The sequence below is a fragment of the Pseudoxanthomonas sp. 3HH-4 genome (assembly GCF_006716465.1).
In the GTDB taxonomy this organism is placed as follows: domain Bacteria; phylum Pseudomonadota; class Gammaproteobacteria; order Xanthomonadales; family Xanthomonadaceae; genus Pseudoxanthomonas_A.
The window spans coordinates 293,494-310,435 of sequence record NZ_VFPB01000001.1; the positions used below are offsets into that span (position 1 = coordinate 293,494).

Below are 16,942 nucleotides of genomic sequence, written 5' to 3' on the forward strand. Positions count from 1 at the left end.
GCATCCTTGTCGGCGGTCGAAAGCGTGATGGGCGCCGCAGATGCTACCGGATGCCGGGAAGCATGGCCGTGCAGGCCGTCCTGATCATCTGGGCCGGGCGCGGACCGGCGGCCTGAAGGACATGCGCGAACCCGGCATCGCGCGCAGCGTCGGCCAGGCGTGCACTTGCGGCGACCACGGTGGTATCCCGCAGGCGTGCCTGCAACGGGCCCGGCAGCTGTGCGAGGACCTGCTCCAGGGCGCCGCCGCTGCTCACCAGCAGGCAGGCGGGCGCGTGCAGGCCAGCGAGTGCCGCGAGGGCGCGGGGTGTCAGTGCGACGGGTTCACGACGATAGACCTCGGCGCGGTGCAGGCGGGCGCCGCGGGATTCCAGCGTGGGTATCAGCAGGTTGCGGCCGTCGGGTGCAGTGACGAAGCCGACGTCAGTCCCGCGCACGTCGGCCAGCGCCGGCAGGGCGAGCAGGCCTTCGCTATCCATGCGTGCAGGGAACGACACGTGCGCGATGCCGGCGCGGCGCAACGCCGTCGCAGTGCCGGCACCCACTGCCAGCCATGATTGGCCGGGTCGCGCGTCCAGGGGCTGCAGGGCGTGCGCCGCTGAAACCGCGGCAGGGCTAGTGAACACGACTTTCTTGCAGGCGAGGGCGTCACGCAGATCAGCGCGCGTGGCGTTGTCATCGCATCGCTGGATGCGCCAGGGCGACATAGCCAGCAATCCGGCGCCGTGGCGTCGCGCGGCACGACGAAGTGCATCGTGGCCGCCCTGGGGCCGCAGCGAGATGACGTACCATGCCGGCGGCGTTGGGTGTCCCATGCGCGGATTATGAGTGATGAGTGCAGAAGAAGCCTTGCAGGAACTGCGTGAGTATTGTCGTGGCATGCCGCCGGTGGCGGCGATGGGCGTGGAGGTTGACGGCTTCCACGACGGGGCATTGCGGCTGACCGCTCCGTTATCCGCCAACGTCAACGACAAGGGCAACGCTTTCGGCGGCAGCCTGACCTCGCTGATGACCGTGGCGGGGTGGGGACTGGTAACGCTGAAACTCCGTCTGGCGGGCCTGAAAGCCGAGGTCTACGTGGCCGACAGCCAGGTCCGCTATCTCGCGCCGCTGTATGCCGACCTAGTGGCAGACGCCATGTTCGGCGAAGGGCAGTCCTGGGAGACCTTTCTGGATACGCTGGTGCAGCGTGGCCGTGCGCGGATCCAGGTCGATGCCCGGGTTGTGCTACCTGAAGGCGGCAGTGCCACTACCCTGGTGGGACGGTTCGTCGCCATCGCAAAGCGGTAGCATGCCGGCATGACAGAGGGGGTGCCATGCACGTGATCCGGAAGATGCTGTTGGCGGTGGGCTTGCTGATGCTGGTGCTTGCGCCCGCCGCTGCCCAGAGTCGCCTGCAGCGCGGCAAGCTGCAGCAGATGCAGGATACCTACGCGGCCTCGATCCGCTGGGGGGATTTCGAGAACGCATGGCAGGCCGTCGATCCCGCCTACAAGCTCGAACACCCGATGACCGAACTGGAGTTCGAGCGCTACCAGCAGGTCCAGATCTCCGGGTACCGCGATGTTTCGACCAATGCCGGCCCGGACGGGACGGTGGAGCGTGCGGTGGAACTGCGCGTGATCAACAAGCACACCATGGCCGAGCGGACCCTGCGCTACCGCGAACGCTGGCGCTGGGATCCGGAAATGAAGCGTTGGTGGCTGGTAGTGGGTCTGCCGGACCTGTGGGACGGGGAGTAGCCGTCCGCCGCCCTGGCGACGTCCTGTGCGACAATCGCCGCCCGCTCCACTGCCTCCAAATCCCGTGAATTTCCAAGAAATCCTGGCCTTTGCCACCGGTTCGCCCTGGAACCAGATGCTGTCACTGGCCTTCGTCGGCCTGACGGTCGCGATCATCTACACCGAGATCGCACGCCTGTTCCGCGGCTACAAGGCGCTGCGCCCGGCCGAGCTGACCCACCTGGTCAACAGCGAGAACGCGCTGGTGGTAGACCTGTCGGCGAGCAACGACTTCGAGAAGGGCCACATTGCGGGCAGTCGCAACGTGCTGCCCAGCAGCTTCGATCCCGAAAGCAAACTGCTGGCCGGGTCGAAGGCCCTGCCGGTGGTGCTGGTCTGCCGGACCGGGCAGGCCTCGGCGGGTGCCGCCAAGCGTTTGAAAAAAGCGGGTTTCGAGAAGGTCTATGCGCTTGATGGTGGCATCGCCGCCTGGCAACAGGCCGACCTGCCGCTGGTCAAGGGCCGCTGAGCCTGCTTTGGCCGCGGCCCCGCCCTTGAACAGGGGCCCGCGTGCCGCCATGACATAATTTCCATTCACCGCAGCAATCCAGATTCCGGAGTCAAGAAATGTCCGACGAGACCACCAACGGCGCGGTTGCGCCTGCCGCCGAAGCCGCTGGCCCCGCTTTCACTGTCGAAAAGATCTACGTCAAGGACGTTTCCTTCGAGGTTCCCGGCGCCCCGGCGGTGTTCGCCGAAAACGTACAGCCGGAGCTGCAACTCAACCTCAACCAGCGCGTGCAGCGCCTGGGCGAGAATGCGTTCGAAGTGGTGCTCGGCGTGACCCTGAGCTGCAAGGCCGGCGACAAGACGGCGTATGTGGCGGAAGTGCAGCAGGCGGGCATCTTCGGCCTGATCGGCCTGGAGCCGCAGGCTGTTGACGTGCTGCTCGGCACGCAGTGCCCGAACATCCTGTTCCCGTACGTGCGCCAGCTGGTCAGCGACCTGGTGCAGGCCGGCGGCTTCCCGCCGTTCTTCCTGCAGCCGATCAACTTCGAGGCGTTGTACGCCGAATCGCTGCGCCAGCGCGCCGCGCAGGGCGGGGCCGAAGGCCAGCTGGCCAATTCGGAACCCGTCGGCAACGCCTGATTGGCCGTGCAACCGTCGGACACCGCGACGCAACGCGCAGGGGGACGGATGGCCGAGTCAACGCCGGATAATCCACTCAAGATCGCCGTCCTCGGTGCCGGTTCCTGGGGCACCGCACTGGCGGCCCTGATGGCCCGGCACGGGCACGCGGTCACCCTGTGGGGCCGCGATCCCGTCGTTTCTGCGGCCATCGACCAGCAGCACGAGAACACCCGCTATCTGCCGGGTATTCCGCTGCCGGAAAACCTGCGCGCCACCACCGACCTGGCCGCATCGCTCGCCGATGCGGACCAGGTACTGATCGTGGTGCCGTCGCACGCCTTCACCGAGACGCTGAAACTGGTCGCCCCGCTGCGCCCGGCGCGTGCCGGCGTTGCCTGGGCCACCAAGGGTTTCGAAACCGGCTCGGGCCGCTTCCTGCACGAAGTAGCCGAAGACATCCTGGGCCCGGACGTGCCCTTGGCCGTGGTCACCGGTCCGTCATTCGCCAAGGAAGTCGCGCTGGGTCTGCCCACTGCCGTGACGGTCCACGGTGCCGACGCGGAGTTCGCACAGGCGGTGGCGGATGTCATGCATGGGCCGGCGTTCCGCGCCTATACCGGTGATGACATGGTGGGCGCCGAGCTTGGTGGCGCGATGAAGAACGTGCTGGCGGTCGCCACGGGCGTGGCGGACGGCATGCAGCTGGGCCTCAACGCCCGTGCCGGGCTGATCACCCGTGGCTTGAACGAAATGCTGCGCCTGTCCGCCGCCATAGGTGCGAAGCCGGAAACCCTCATGGGCCTCGCCGGCCTGGGCGATCTGGTGCTGACTTGCACCGGCGACCTGTCGCGCAACCGCCGGCTCGGCCTCGCGCTGGGTCGTGGTCAGTCGCTGCAGGACGCGGTGCGCGACATCGGGCAGGTTGTCGAATCGGTGCAGACCGCCGACGAGGTCATGCGCCAGGCGGACCGTCACGGTATCGACCTGCCGATTTCCAGCGCGGTGCGTGCCGTACTGCATGGCGATCTCACGCCCGCCGCCGGCTTGCAACACCTGCTGTCGCGCGAGCAGAAGCCGGAATATCCGGAAACCTTGTTCAAGTAGATCGCGGCAGTCCGGAAACGAACAGCCCGGCCCCTGTGGCCGGGCTTTTCTTTGGCGCATGAAAAAGCCCGGCCACAAGGGCCGGGCTGGGTGCGACGCGGGGAGAGAGGGACGCGTCGCGGGGAACGATGTCGCGTACTACCAGCTGAAGCGCGGACCGACAAACCACTGGGTGACGCCGTCGGCGAACTTCACATCAGCGGAAGCGCTCCAGTTCGGGGTGAACTTCACCTGCGCGCCAAGGCGGCCGTAGAAGTCGCCGTCATAGTCATCACCATCCTCGTAACCGGCCAGCGCGTAGCCGGTGAGGCGATTGGTCAAAGCGCTGTTGACGCCCACTTCGACGCTATAGCCGTCCGCGCTCAGGCTGGGCACCCGTTGACCACCCACCGTGAAGCTGTCGGTCTTCGCCTTTTCGTAAGCAACGCGGGTCAACAGGTCGACACGCTGCGACAGTTCGTGGTTGTAACCCAGGCCGACGCGCCACTGGTCGAAATCGACATTCACGTCATCGACTTCCTGGGTGCTGTAGTCGGCGAACAGGTGGAAGTTCGGATGCACGGCAACCGAACCCTTGAGCGCCCAGCCGTCAGTGTCAGGGCCATCGAGATTCGCGGCGGTGTAGCCACCCTCGACGTAGTTGTAGGAAACGCCTTCTGCAGCCGAAGCAGCGAAAGGAGCAGCAGCCAGCAAGGTCAGGGCAAGCAAGGACTTCTTCATGGAAACGCCTTTTATTTTGTTGTTGTGTATCCGCCGCCTCGGGGGAAGCGACGGTGGGCGAAGTATCCGCTTCAGCTCACAACACGCCCTGAATATCAAACTTACCAGTACATAAATTAGGGGTCGAGGCAAGGAACTTTCGCCGGTTGCATTTATTGGCTTCCCGGGATTCGCCCTTTATTCCTGTCCTCTTCGATCAGGCCGTGGCGAATGGAACGTTGAGCGGAAGGATTTCGCAGCGCGTGCAGACGTGCAGGCTTTTTCGGAGCGGCAGGAGCTAGACGATGATGGAAGATCAAGGTTGTGGGCAGGCCCCAGACAGCAGGAACGAGGACATGGACTCGCCTGCCGTTCAACTCGATGAGATGCGATGGAGTGCAATCGTTGCAGCATTGCCGCCGCTGGTGCGCGCAAGGGCATTGAACGGAGTACGTACGCGGTCCTTCCTCGAAGGCGTACTCTGGGTTGCAGTCACACAGCAGCCCTGGGGCCGGTTGCCCAAGGCCTGCGGCCCTTGGCACAGCGTCTACGTCCGTTTCACGCGGTGGACCCACGAAGGAATTTGGGACGTGGTGATCGCGTCGCTGAACCTGCATCCCGACATCGCGGATCCCTTACGGCGGCTGGTCAGTGCCTACCGCAACTCGAACCATCCCGCATCGAGCGCACGGCGCGCCATGCCGCGATACCAGCCGTTCTAGGCATTGGGGCGCCAGGTCGGCCGGATGTCCATCATGGAGCTTCATCACCGGTGGCGAAGATGCTTCTTCGATGCATCGCGTCCCGCAGTCATCTCTGGAAAAAGTGCGTCGCCTCAGCCGCCGACTTCATCTGCATCCCGCGCATCGGGTGATTGCCGCGCGACGATGCTGGTCGCGGTAAGGTCGCCGGTGACGTTGCCCGTCGTCGCGAAGACATCGGGAATGGTATCCACCGCCAGCAGCAGGCCCAACGGCTCGATCGGCAGCCCCATCGATTGCGTCACCGGCATCACCGTCGCCATGAAGCTCACCTGCCCTGGGAGGCCTATCGAGCCCAGGCTGATCACGACCGCCAGCGCGGCGCCCGCGGCGAGCGTCACGGCATTCAGGTCGATGCCGTAGGCCCACGCCACGAAGCATGCAGCGACGATGTACTGGATCGGGCTGGTGATGCGGAACAGCGTCACCGCCATAGGCAGGACCAGCGCAGCCACCGCGCGCGGATGGCCCAGCCGGAAGCGCGCGCTCTCCACCATCGCCGGAAGCGAGGCGAGGGAAGACTGCGTGCTGGCCGCCACCACCTGGGCCGGCAGGATCGCCTTCGCATACGCGAGCGGCGACTGGCCCGCGAAAACCGCGACCAGCACATAGCAGATCAGGGTGGCACCCAGATACATGCCGCATTGCAGTGCGATGTAGCCCGCCAGCGCGCCGATCACGCCGATGCCGGCTTGCGCACATACGGCCAGCACGAGGGCGAAAACACCGATCGGTGCCGCCAGCAGCATCCAGCGCACGATCACGATCATGGTGTCGGCGATGCCATGGCAGAACGCGATGATCTGTGCGCGCCGGTCTTCCTGCACGCGGGTCAGTGCGAACCCGAAGAACAGCGCGAACACCACCACCGGCAGCATTGCGCCCTGCGCCGCCGCCATGATGGCGTTGCTGGGCACCACCGAACCGATCCAGTCCGCGAGCCCTGGCGTTGCGATCTCGCCTGCCGCCGGCAATGTGCCGCGCAAGGTGGCCGTGAGACTGGCGCTGGGCGGCACCAGCGACAACACAAGTGGCGCAACGATCGCGGCATAGGCGGCGAACAGGGAGAGCAAGGTGATGAAGACCACCATGGCGCGCCGGGCGACGCGACCGGAGGCCGCCGCATCGCTGGCGGTGGCGACGCCCAGGATCACCAGCGACAGCACCAGCGGCACCACGGTCATCTGCAGGCCGCTGAGCCACAGCTTGCCGATCGGCTGCGCGATGGCGACGGCAGCGCCGGCGCTGTCCGGCAGCCAGTGCGCCAGGGACAGGCCTGCGAGGGCACCCGCGCCCAATCCGAGCAATACGCGCGCCGTGGCGCTGGGCCACCTCAGGCCGCTCATGGCGTCGTCTCCGGCAGCCGCCAGTCATGCACAAGGCGCGCGTACTCCTCGCGCGGCAGCAGTACGAACACGGGTCGTGCGTCCGGCCGCAGCCAGGCCAGCAGGCCGTCCATCGTCTCGGAGGCCATCGCGGTGCAGCCCGCTGTCGCTTCGCCGGGCTTGCGCCACAGGTGCGCGAAGATGCAGCTGCCGCCGCGCGGCGTCGCGTTGGGGTTGTGGCCGATCACCAGGCCGTTGCGATAGCGCGGGTCGCCGTCGTTGTGCAGGTCCAATCGCATGGGTTCCGTCGATCCCTTAGCGGCCGCTTCGCCTTGCTCGCGGGTATCGATGATGCGGTTGTAGAGCGGTGAGTCCGGCACGTCGATGCAGTAGCTGGTCGCATGCATCGGACGATACGGCATGGCCGTGCCTGCCTTGGATTCGTAGCCGAATGCCTCGCCCAGAGTGAAGATACCGGCGGGCGCGCGTCCATCCCCTTCCTGTTTCACCGGTCCCTGCGCTTGCGCCGGGTGCAGCCCTGCGCCCCATGCCGATCCATTGCGTCCCACCGTGATGGGCGCGGCGGAAGCCTCGGATTGCCAGCGCCCATCCCTGAATTCGAAGCGCTGCAGCGTGCCGCTGGTGGCATCCCAGCCATCGGTCAGGACCAGCACCATCTGGCGTGCGTCGCGCCAAGGTAGCGAAGTGGACTCCTGAGTGCCTGCGGCGGAAGCGCTACCGCCGTACGCGAGCGTGAGGGCCGCGAAGGCGAGCGAGCGAAACGAGTGTCGCATGGACTGCAGTGCGGGCATCACGACTCCAGCAGATGATGGATGCGTTCAAGGTTGATGGCGAGTTGCCGGTTCCGGTCCGGATTGGTCTGGCATAACAGCACGAAGACGAAATCCAGCAGCGATTGCAACGAAGAGCGGTACAGCAGCTGTTCCACGTGCGGCGCAGGGTCGTGCGCGGAAATCACCAGCGCGGCATCGGCGTGCGCGCGCAGCGGATTGGCCGTGTGCCGTGTGATCGAGATGACCTTGCCTTCGCAGGCCTGGAATTGCCGGCTGACCTGGGACAGTTCCGGCAACTTGCCGAACTCCGAGAACATCAGCAGCACGTCGCCGGGTCGCGTTGCCGACAGGTTGGCCATCATGAGTATCGGGTCGGTATGGTGCACCGTCAGCACGCCGAGCAGTGACAGCCTCATCGCGAACTCGCGCGCGAACAGGCCATCGTCGCCCAGGCCGCACACGAACACCTTGTCCGCCCGGTCGATCAGCTCGACGATCGGCTCGATGTGCGAACGCGGATTGAGGCTGCGGGTTTCCTCTTCGGCCGAGGCCTTGCTGCGCCGCAGCCCGTCCTGCAGCTGCTGGTAGGCATCGCCTGCATCGTCCAGCGAGGAGGCCTGTGGCTGTGCCTGGCCGTTGCCATTGCGCGCCACGGCCTCGCCGATGGTGTACTTGAGGTCGGGATAGCCCTTGAACCCGAACTTCTGCGCGAACTTGACCACGCTCGACTGGCTGATGCCCAGCGCGCTGGCCAGCTGCTGCGAGGAGTAGTCGCGCAGCAGGTGCGCGTTGTCGAGGATGAAGTCGGCGATGCGGCGCTCGATGGCCGACATCTGGTCGCGTTCGGAGCGGATCTTCACCAGGGACGTTGTCATGGCGTGAGTGTGATGGCGGCGGACGGGACTGACAACGGGCCATCGCCACCGGGCTCAGCCCGGCAGCATCTCCAGCCCGCGGATCTCACGGATGCCCAGGCCGGGCGCATCGGTGATCGTGATCTCGGATTCGTTGAAGATCACCCCGCCCTCCACAGGGTTGAACTGGCCCAGGGACGGGCCGTCCAAGTCCACCTTGGTGATCACGTTGGCTTTCGCGGCAGCCACATGGACAGCGGCCGCGACGCTGATGCTGGTCTCGATCATGCAGCCGATCATGCATTCCACGCCGTATAGCGAGGCGATGTCGGCGATCCGGATGGCATTGGAGATGCCGCCGGTCTTCATCAGCTTGATGTTGATGATGTCGGCGGCGCGCATCTTGATCAGATCGATGACTTCGGCGGGCCCGAATACGCTCTCGTCGGCCATCACCGGCGTGTGCACGCGGTCGGTGACGTATTTCAGGCCCTCGAGATCGCGCGCCCTGACCGGCTGTTCCAGCAACTCGAGTATCACGCCGGCGTCTTCGAGGTGTTGCATGGCGAACACTGCCTGCTTGGCGGTCCAGCCCTGGTTGGCGTCCAGCCGCAGCAGGGCGCGGCCTTCGACGGCGGAATAGATGGCCTTCACGCGTTCGATGTCCAGGCCGATGTCCTTGCCCACCTTGATCTTCAGCGACTCGAAGCCACGCTCTACCGCACTGATGGAATCGGCCACCATCTTGTCGATGTAGTCCACGCTGATGGTGATGTCCGTGGTGATGACCGGGTCGCCGCCCCCGAGCATCTTGTAGAGCGGGGCGTCGTACAACTGGGCCCACAGGTCGTAGACGGCGATCTCCACCGCTGCCTTGGCGCTGGTATTGCGTTCCAGCGACGTCTGGATGAGGTCGGTGATCCGGTTGAGGTTGGCGATCTCCTGCCCGATCAGGCGTGGCCGGATGAATTTGCCGATGGCTTCGATGATGGAGCCATGCGTGTCACCGGTGATCACGGCGGTGGCCGGTGCTTCGCCGTAGCCGATGTGCCCGGTGTCGGTGTGCACGATCACCACGATGTCCTCGACGGTATCGACGGTACGCAGCGCGGTCTTGAACGGGGTCTTCAGCGGCACGCGCAGCATGCCGAACTTGATGTCGGTGATCTTCATGGAGCCCCTTGGGCACGGATTCTCTGGATGGCGGTGATGCGGTCCACGGTGGGCTGCTCGCTATTGAACATCAGCGGCTCCAGCGGGGTGACAGCCACCGAATTGAGCCGGGTGCGCACGGTCTTCCCGTCCGCACCACGATAGGTTATGCCGGTGGTGTCGTGGATGGTGTAGGTGGTGCCATTGTCATGGCCGATCACCATCATCACGTGGCCGGGGATATAGACAAGATCGCCTACCTGAAGCGTACGCAGCACGGCGAGGCGCTTCTCGTGGCTGTCGGAAGCTTCGAAGCCTACCCGCTCGAGAGCGGGACTGACGGCTTGCGCGCTGGTGTTGCGCGGTAGCGTGATGCCCATGCTGCGGTAGACCTCGGAAACGAAGCCGCTGCAGTCGCGCGTGTTGTAGCTGTGGCCCCAGCCGTAACGCTCGCCAAGGAACTTGAAACTCTGTTGCAGCAGGTTGGCCTGCGTCAGCGGCAGGTAATCCGGTGCCACGTCCGCTGTGCGCGGCAGCAGCGCGGGCAGCAGCTCCAGCGCGCCGTCGACGCGCCGCACGGGCAGCTGGATGACATGCGAGGTGTAGGGGTGCTGCCCGTTCACCGGCATGTCGGCCGGCCAATCGGCAAGCAGCGGGACGCGCACACCCATGTCCAGTTGCAGTTCGGACAGGCCTGGCTCCTCCGGGTTGTGGACGGTGCGTGCCGTCGCGCCCGTCACGACCAGTGAGGGCGTGCGGCGCCCATAGCCGAAGACCACGCTGCGCTCGCCTTCGGCGACGTATTGCTTTTCGATCCATGCCGCGTAGAGCGGGCTCACCACGAAGTACCAGTCGCCGTCAGCGCTGGTATGCGCGATGACGACGGGGGTGCCGGGAAACAGGGCACTTTCCTGGAAGCGGTCGATATCCGTGTCGCCCTGGCTGCTGAACACACGCTCGCGGCTCGGAAACGTGCGCAGGTCGGCACGATGCACGACCAGGCCATAACGTGCCGGTGCGCGCTCCGCGACGGCATCCACGGCGGCATTGGCAGCGATCGAGGCCAACTGCGTCTTCGTCACCTCGCGGCCCCGCATGTCGTACAGGGTACGGGTTGGCGGTGCGGAAAGCGGCACCAGCCATGCCTGAACCTCCGCACGGGTCAGCTCCGCCGGCAGTGCTTCGAGGTCATGGACGTGACGGTCGGTCTGCTGCATACGCAGGTTCTGCGCGGCCACGCGCGCGCTGTCGAGCAGCGTGAGCTGCGGGTGCGCCAGCTTGCCTATCCAGTAGTCGGCCTGAAGGTGGTGGTCCTCCACGCCGATCACGGCGTGCCGCGGATGTGGCAATCGCTCGCGTGCCAGCACGGGCGATGTGCCGCACAGCAGCGCCGCCAGGGCGAGGCAGTGCAACAACCGGCGAAGGGGGATGTCCCCCGGAGTGTCCCGTCCCGCCGTGTACCGGCATGGCGTCGATGCGTTCATCCGCTCCCCTTGGTCAGGCCTTGCCCGCCGGACATACATGACGCCATGCCCGGGGTTGGGTTCGGTAAGAATATTTATTTCTTCGGAGATAAAAAGCAAGAATAAATTATTGACCCGTGTATTAATGTCGTGTTACACAAACCGCGACCAGTCGACGTGGGGATGTACGACGTGGATGCCAGCAAGCGCCAGCACACGGTTGCAGTACGCGGCAGGCGCCCCCGGCGCCGGCTGGCGGCGTGGCTGTGCCTGTGCGGGTGGCCGATGGTACTCCTCGCTCCCCAGGCCGCAGGGGCGGGTGACCCGTTGGTGGAGATCGTCGCCGATGTGGACCAGGGCCGCTTCCGTGACGCCGACGCCGCCATCACCCGCGCGTTGGCAGCGGACCCAGCCGACGAAGCCCAGCATCAGGCGCTGCTGTTCCAGCGTGAACGGATGCGCCGGATCCGCCTGGACTTCACGCTAGACGGGAGTACTGTCCGTCATCGCATCCGTGCGCAGATACCGGACCTGCGCGAGGACGAGTTCCAGCGCTGGGATCGTGCCGGACTGATCGAGCGGCTGCATATCGATGGCGAGCCGAGCTACTTCAACCGCTCTGTCTCGAACCTGTTCCGGCTCAGTCCGGAGGCGGCGGCGCGCCGTGCGCCTCCGGCCAAGCCGTTCGTCGAGGGCCCATTCGAATCCCTACATCCGCACCACCAGGAAGTGGTACGTGCGGCCGCGGCATCGCAATCGAGCAGCGTGGCGGCGCGCCGTATCCGCGTAACCCAGTCGCTGACGGTGAAGCCCGGGGCGGTGCCGGCAGGCGAAATCGTGCGCGCCTGGATCCCGTATCCAAGGGCGATCCCCGGCCAACAGGAAGGCTTGCGCCTGCTGGCCAGCCTGCCCGCAGGGGCGCAGGTCGCGCCGGAGTCCGCACTGCAGCGGACGGCGTACCTTGAACAGCCTGCCGTGGCTGATGCGCCGACGACGTTCTCGGTGACATACGAGATGACCGTCCATGCGCGTCATTTCCGCATCGACCCCGAAAAGGTGGTGCCTGTGGATATCACGCCGGCATTGGCGCCATTCGTGGCCGAACGTGCGCCACATGTGGTCTTCAGCCAGGACCTGCGCCGCTTCAGCGCCAGTATCGTCGGCGACGAGACCCATCCCTACCGAATCGCGCAGAAGCTGTTTGCCGCCGTGGACCGTATTCCATGGGCAGGTGCGCGCGAGTACTCCACCATCAGCAACATCAGCGACTACGCCTTCCGCGCCGGACATGCCGACTGCGGACAGCAGACCCTGTTGCTGATCACCCTGCTGCGCATGAACGGCATTCCCGCGCGCTGGCAGTCCGGCTGGGTCTACTCGGACGACGACGTCGGCTACGACAACATGCACGACTGGGGCTGGGTGTATCTGGCGCCCTACGGCTGGGTGCCAATGGACGTGACCACCGGCCAGCTGCAGTCGGACGATCCCGCACTGCGCTGGTTCTACCTGGGTGGGCTGGACGCCTACCGCATCGCGTTCAACGACGACTATTCGCGCGAGTTCGTTCCCGCCAAGCAGCACGTGCGCTCGGAAACGGTGGATCTGCAGCGCGGTGAGGTGGAGTGGCGAGGCGGGAACCTTTACTTCGATCAATGGGATTACCGGTTCGAATGGACCGTGTTGCCGCAGGACCGGCACAACTGACCACGACAGACAGTTCAATCAACATCTTTAGCAGGAGAGAGCGGGGATGAAAGGCAAGGTACTGAAGAAGGCGGCGCTGGGCATCGCGCTTGGGGCATGCATCGCGACCATGGCGCCACTGGCGATGGCGCAGAGCGCGACCGGCGCGGTCGCGGGACGGGCCAGCGCAGGCGACCAGATCACGATCGTCAACAACGCCACCGGGGCGACGCGCACGGTGACCGTGGGTGCGGATGGAAGCTACCGCCTCACCCAACTACCCGTCGGCGACTACCAGCTGCAGGTCAAGCGTGGTGGGGCGGACCTCGGCGACACTGTGGGCGTCAGCGTGGCACTTGGCGGCACCACCACGGTCAACCTTGGCAGCGAGGGCGGGCTGGTGAACCTCAACGCGGTGCAGGTCGTGGGGTCGCGCGTGATCAATCGGGTGGACGTGCGTTCGACGGAGTCGGCGACGAACATCCGGCGCGAGGAACTGGCGCGGCTACCCGTCGACCAGAGCGTTGAGTCGGTAGCGCTCCTCGCGCCCGGCGTTGTCTCCTCGGGCGCCACCTTCGGCGGGCTGACGTTTGGCGGATCCTCGGTCGCGGAGAACGCCGTATACATCAATGGTCTGAATGTCACCGATCCCTACCGGCGGCAGGGCTTCTCTTCCGTACCCTTTGCGTTCTACGAGGAATTCCAGGTCAAGACGGGTGGCTACTCGGCGGAGTTTGGCAGAACAACCGGTGGCGTCATCAACGCAGTGACGCGATCGGGCAGCAATGAGTTCCGGGCAGGGACCCAGCTCACAATGCAACCCAGGGCGTGGGCGTCGGACCAGAAAGACCGGTTCCATTCGGACGGCACCATTGACGAACGTGATCGTCGAAGCCGTGATGGTGGGTCGACCTACAAAGCCAATGTCTGGGCATCAGGCGCCATCGTGAAGGACAAGCTCTTCTTCTTTGCGATGTATGAGAACCGGGACAGCAATCCCAGGGACATCGATACGATCGAGGCCTGGTACACGGACAGCAACAATGATTTCTGGGGTGGCAAGCTCGATTGGCAAATCAATGACAATCATCTCCTTGAACTGCTGGCGTTCTCGGACAAGGCTGAATCCAGTACGAGCGCCTACGACTACGACTGGGACGCGGAAGCGCGCGGCGACAAGACAGGCGAAAGCTATGTGGGCTCGGGCGGCGATAACTGGTCGCTGACATACACCGGCCACCTGAGTGAGAATTTTGTCGCCAAGGCCATGTATGGCGTGAACGAGCGCAGCGCAACCGGCGGAAGTCCCTGGGATGCGGGTTGCAGCATCGTCAGCCGCTCAAGCACCTACAACGCGCTTTTCCCGCCGGCGACGACGCGCGAAGGGTGTCACCCCAGTAATACCAGTGTCAGTAGCCGTTTCGACAAGCGCGAAGCTGCGCGCCTCGATTTCGAGTGGGCGCTCGGGGATCATCTGCTCCGCTTCGGCCTGGACCAGGAGGTCATGGACTCCACCAGCTCCCGCGTCTACCCCGGCGACGGTGTCAGCTACACCGCGATCGGCATTGCCGCCGACGAGGACGATCGGGACCTTCCGAATGGCGCCAGCGTGCCTGATGGCGTGACGGCCTATATCGATGCCCGGCGCTACATCACAGGTGCACCCGTAACGACGGAAGCGCAGGCGGTCTATATTGAAGACACTTGGAACGTCACGCCCAACTTGCTGTTGAATCTCGGTCTGCGTGCGGACAAGTTCCACAACAAGCTCGCGTCGGGAGCCACCTTCGCGAAAGCCGATTTCGGCGACATGATTTCTCCGCGATTGGGCTTCAGCTGGGACATGAAGGGTGATGGCACGACGAAGATCTTCGGCAACGCGGGTCGCTACTACATTCCGATCACCAACAAGCTTACGGATTACTTCGGCGGCGGGACCACGGACGAGCACACCTACTATGTCCTCAATGGCTGGGTGGAGCGCACCGACCCGGTGACCGGCGCGTCCTACCTCTTCCCGGACGTCGGCCAGCAGCTGGGGCCCGTCAATACCGAGGGCAACGTGCCCGCCCCCGACGATGTGCGCACGGCGGTGGCAAAGAACCTCAAGCAGGTCTTCCAGGATGAGTACATCCTCGGTTTCCAGCAGGCTATCAATCAGGCCTGGTCATGGGGCGCCAATGCGACTTACCGGAAGGTCACCCGGGCGGTCGAGGACGCGCGCATCAACCACGTCGAAGGCTGCGACTGGTACTCGGGCGATTGGCCCATCATCAATCCCGGAGAGACGACCACGTTGTGGTGTCCTGATACCGAAGACTGGGTGACGTTCGACAGCTCGCAGGACGGCTATGTCGCGCTCGGCAGCGGCCTGGTCATGGGTTACAAGAAGCCCAAGCGCACCTACAAGGCCGTGGAGTTCCAGATCGACCGCGCCTGGGATGACAAATGGGCATTCAACGCGTCGTACCTGTGGTCGAAGTCGGAGGGCAACATCGAGGGGCCGGTCAATTCCGACACTGGCTACAACGACACGAATCTCGTCCAGTACTACGATCATCCGGCGGTAAACGAGCGCTACGGCGTCCTGTTCAATGATTTCCGGCATCAGATCAAGCTGCGCGGCAGCTACAAACTGAACGAGATGTGGAGTTTCGGCACGACCATTTCGGCGCGCTCCGGCGGACCCATCACGGCCTTTGGCGTGCGTTGGCCCAATGACAACCGGAGCGCGGGCGGTCCCGGCGAGTTCAGTGGCGGCGGCTCGGGATGGATCTGCGTTTCGGCTTGCAGCGACTGGACAACACGCGAGCTCGTCTACACCGGACGCGGCGCTTTTGGCCGCATGCCTTGGGTCTACGACGTCGGCGCCAATGTCACTTGGACGCTTCCGGTCGAAGGGATCGACCTCAAAGCGAGGCTGTCGGTCTACAACCTGCTCGACAAACAGACGGTGATCAACGTGCACTCGCGCTACGAAAGTACGCCAGGCAACGAGATGCCTTATTTCGGCGAAGGCACGGTGTGGCAATCCCCCCGCTACACGCAACTCGTGGTGACCTGGAACTTCTGACCGCACGCTGCATGCGATGGAAGCGATGTTTCTCCCATGGCCTGCCGTTCGCGGCAGGCCTTTCTTTGCCCGCGGCATGGCCACGCGCCAGCGCGGTCCGTGCTATTCCTGTACTTACGTCCATCGCGAGGTCTCCGACATGACGATGCTTTCCTTCTCCCTGCGACGCAGCGTCGCCATGCTGCTGCTGATCATGCTGTCGGGTGGCTGTGCGCATACTGGTCCGCGCAACCCGCTCGCCACCTGGGTGCCCTCGAAGAACTTCGATGAGCGGCGCCCGGTGGTCATCGTGCTGCACTACACCGAGCAGGATTCGGTCGAACAGTCGCTGGATACGCTGCGCAGCCGAAACAGCGGTGGGCGCGTGAGCTCGCACTACCTGGTGGGCAAGGACGGCAAGGTCTACCAGCTGGTCAAGGATTCCCAGCGCGCGTGGCACGCCGGCGCCGGGCGTTGGGGAGCGATCACCGACGTCAACAATGCCTCGATCGGGATCGAAATCGACAACGACGGCAAGAGCCCCTTTCCCGATGCGCAGATCGACGGCCTGGTGACGCTGCTGCGCGACCTGACGCAACGTCTTCGCATCCCGCCGAGCCAGGTCATCGGCCACTCGGATCTCGCGCCATCGCGCAAGATCGATCCGGGCCCGCTGTTCCCGTGGAGGCGCTTGTACGACGCCGGCTTCGGCATCTGGCCCGCCGAAGGAGCAGGCGACCCCCCCGCGGGATTCGACCCCTGGCTCGCCCTGCAGGCGGTCGGCTACTCCGTCGAGGATCGTGGTTCCACCGTACGCGCGTTCCATCACCGCTTCCGTGGCATCGAGGGAACCGAGCTGGACGCGGAGGACCTGCGCATTCTGCATGCCCTGACCTACCGAGAGCCCGCAAGCCCGACGTCGCCCTGAGCAGGAATATTCAAGTCGGTTTTTTCGCGCAGCAAGAATAAATTATTGACTCACTCCGGGTGGCGTGCTACACGGATGTACAAAGGTTTTTGTGATGGATGGTGACATCGTCCATCCATGGGTGCCGGCGGGGTGCCGGCGCACGTCATAGCAATCAAAACAACGTACTAACGTACTGCGGTGCGCATCCGGGATGGATGCGCCGGAAGGCGCCAGTGGGGATTCGTGCGCTCCGGGGAGATGGCAGGCAAGGCATCCGTCGCGTCCAGCGCG

Annotated in this window: 16 protein-coding genes; 9 read left to right on the plus strand and 7 right to left on the minus strand. The window is 64.8% G+C overall.

The features are described from left to right. Nucleotides 1–43: 43 nt before the first annotated feature. Nucleotides 44–814 (minus strand): uroporphyrinogen-III synthase, encoded by a 771-nt coding sequence (locus FB548_RS01320; protein ID WP_142122972.1) that lies wholly within the window; start codon nucleotides 812–814, stop codon nucleotides 44–46. A gap of 16 nt (nucleotides 815–830) precedes the next feature. On the opposite strand from FB548_RS01320, the gene FB548_RS01325 reads away from it, so the two are divergent. The 5 genes from FB548_RS01325 (at nucleotide 831) to FB548_RS01345 (ending at nucleotide 3,955) form a co-directional block, all read left to right on the plus strand. Beyond that, nucleotides 831–1,289, plus strand: coding sequence for a YiiD C-terminal domain-containing protein (locus tag FB548_RS01325; protein ID WP_142122973.1), 459 nt, complete (start codon nucleotides 831–833; stop codon nucleotides 1,287–1,289). A 35-nt stretch (nucleotides 1,290–1,324) separates the two neighbouring features. Beyond that, nucleotides 1,325–1,741, plus strand: coding sequence for a hypothetical protein (locus FB548_RS01330; RefSeq protein ID WP_185742007.1), 417 nt, complete (start codon nucleotides 1,325–1,327; stop codon nucleotides 1,739–1,741). A 64-nt stretch (nucleotides 1,742–1,805) separates the two neighbouring features. After that, nucleotides 1,806–2,249, plus strand: coding sequence for a rhodanese-like domain-containing protein (locus tag FB548_RS01335; RefSeq protein WP_142122974.1), 444 nt, complete (start codon nucleotides 1,806–1,808; stop codon nucleotides 2,247–2,249). Nucleotides 2,250–2,347: 98 nt separating this feature from the next. Next, nucleotides 2,348–2,869: a protein-export chaperone SecB gene (gene secB / locus FB548_RS01340; protein WP_142122975.1), complete on the plus strand. Its 522-nt coding sequence runs from the start codon at nucleotides 2,348–2,350 to the stop codon at nucleotides 2,867–2,869. A 48-nt stretch (nucleotides 2,870–2,917) separates the two neighbouring features. Continuing rightward, nucleotides 2,918–3,955 carry an NAD(P)H-dependent glycerol-3-phosphate dehydrogenase gene (locus tag FB548_RS01345; protein WP_142122976.1) on the plus strand — a complete coding sequence of 346 codons (1,038 nt, stop codon included), beginning with the start codon at nucleotides 2,918–2,920 and terminating at the stop codon, nucleotides 3,953–3,955. 138 nt (nucleotides 3,956–4,093) lie between these two features. Here FB548_RS01345 and FB548_RS01350 read toward each other — a convergent pair whose 3' ends face one another. After that, a complete protein-coding gene (locus FB548_RS01350) occupies nucleotides 4,094–4,675 on the minus strand; it encodes a diffusible signal factor-reguated Ax21 faimly protein (RefSeq protein ID WP_142122977.1) in 582 nt (193 codons plus the stop codon). Between the two features lie 335 nt (nucleotides 4,676–5,010). On the opposite strand from FB548_RS01350, the gene FB548_RS01355 reads away from it, so the two are divergent. Continuing rightward, on the plus strand, nucleotides 5,011–5,376 hold the full coding sequence (locus tag FB548_RS01355) for a transposase (RefSeq protein ID WP_185741929.1): 366 nt from the start codon (nucleotides 5,011–5,013) through the stop codon (nucleotides 5,374–5,376). A 113-nt stretch (nucleotides 5,377–5,489) separates the two neighbouring features. Here the strand turns inward: FB548_RS01355 and FB548_RS01360 are convergent, their stop codons facing one another. The 5 genes from FB548_RS01360 to FB548_RS01380 are packed head-to-tail and all read right to left on the minus strand — an operon-like array spanning nucleotide 5,490 to nucleotide 10,952. Continuing rightward, nucleotides 5,490–6,761, minus strand: coding sequence for a dicarboxylate/amino acid:cation symporter (locus FB548_RS01360; RefSeq protein WP_142122979.1), 1,272 nt, complete (start codon nucleotides 6,759–6,761; stop codon nucleotides 5,490–5,492). After that, nucleotides 6,758–7,552 (minus strand): hypothetical protein, encoded by a 795-nt coding sequence (locus FB548_RS01365; RefSeq protein ID WP_255470269.1) that lies wholly within the window; start codon nucleotides 7,550–7,552, stop codon nucleotides 6,758–6,760. Before FB548_RS01365 ends, FB548_RS01360 begins: the two co-directional genes overlap by 4 nt. Further along, the gene (locus tag FB548_RS01370; protein WP_142122981.1) at nucleotides 7,552–8,409 is read right to left on the minus strand and encodes a MurR/RpiR family transcriptional regulator; all 858 of its coding nucleotides are present in this window, start codon (nucleotides 8,407–8,409) and stop codon (nucleotides 7,552–7,554) included. The genes FB548_RS01365 and FB548_RS01370 overlap by 1 nt, the downstream gene beginning before the upstream one ends. A 54-nt stretch (nucleotides 8,410–8,463) precedes the next feature. After that, the gene (locus FB548_RS01375) at nucleotides 8,464–9,561 is read right to left on the minus strand and encodes a dipeptide epimerase (protein WP_142122982.1); all 1,098 of its coding nucleotides are present in this window, start codon (nucleotides 9,559–9,561) and stop codon (nucleotides 8,464–8,466) included. Continuing rightward, a complete protein-coding gene (locus FB548_RS01380; protein ID WP_255470270.1) occupies nucleotides 9,558–10,952 on the minus strand; it encodes an SH3 domain-containing protein in 1,395 nt (464 codons plus the stop codon). The genes FB548_RS01375 and FB548_RS01380 overlap by 4 nt, the downstream gene beginning before the upstream one ends. Before the next feature lie 336 nt (nucleotides 10,953–11,288). Here FB548_RS01380 and FB548_RS01385 point away from each other — a divergent pair, with 336 nt between their 5' ends. The 3 genes from FB548_RS01385 to FB548_RS01395 all read left to right on the plus strand — a co-directional run bounded on the left by FB548_RS01385 (nucleotide 11,289) and on the right by FB548_RS01395 (nucleotide 16,669). Continuing rightward, nucleotides 11,289–12,710 carry a transglutaminase domain-containing protein gene (locus FB548_RS01385; RefSeq protein WP_142124049.1) on the plus strand — a complete coding sequence of 474 codons (1,422 nt, stop codon included), beginning with the start codon at nucleotides 11,289–11,291 and terminating at the stop codon, nucleotides 12,708–12,710. 46 nt (nucleotides 12,711–12,756) lie between these two features. After that, nucleotides 12,757–15,762, plus strand: a complete 3,006-nt coding sequence (locus tag FB548_RS01390; RefSeq protein WP_142122984.1) for a TonB-dependent receptor — start codon at nucleotides 12,757–12,759, stop codon at nucleotides 15,760–15,762. A 145-nt stretch (nucleotides 15,763–15,907) separates the two neighbouring features. After that, complete coding sequence (locus FB548_RS01395) at nucleotides 15,908–16,669, plus strand: N-acetylmuramoyl-L-alanine amidase (RefSeq protein WP_255470374.1); 762 nt, start codon at nucleotides 15,908–15,910, stop codon at nucleotides 16,667–16,669. Nucleotides 16,670–16,942 lie beyond the last annotated feature (273 nt).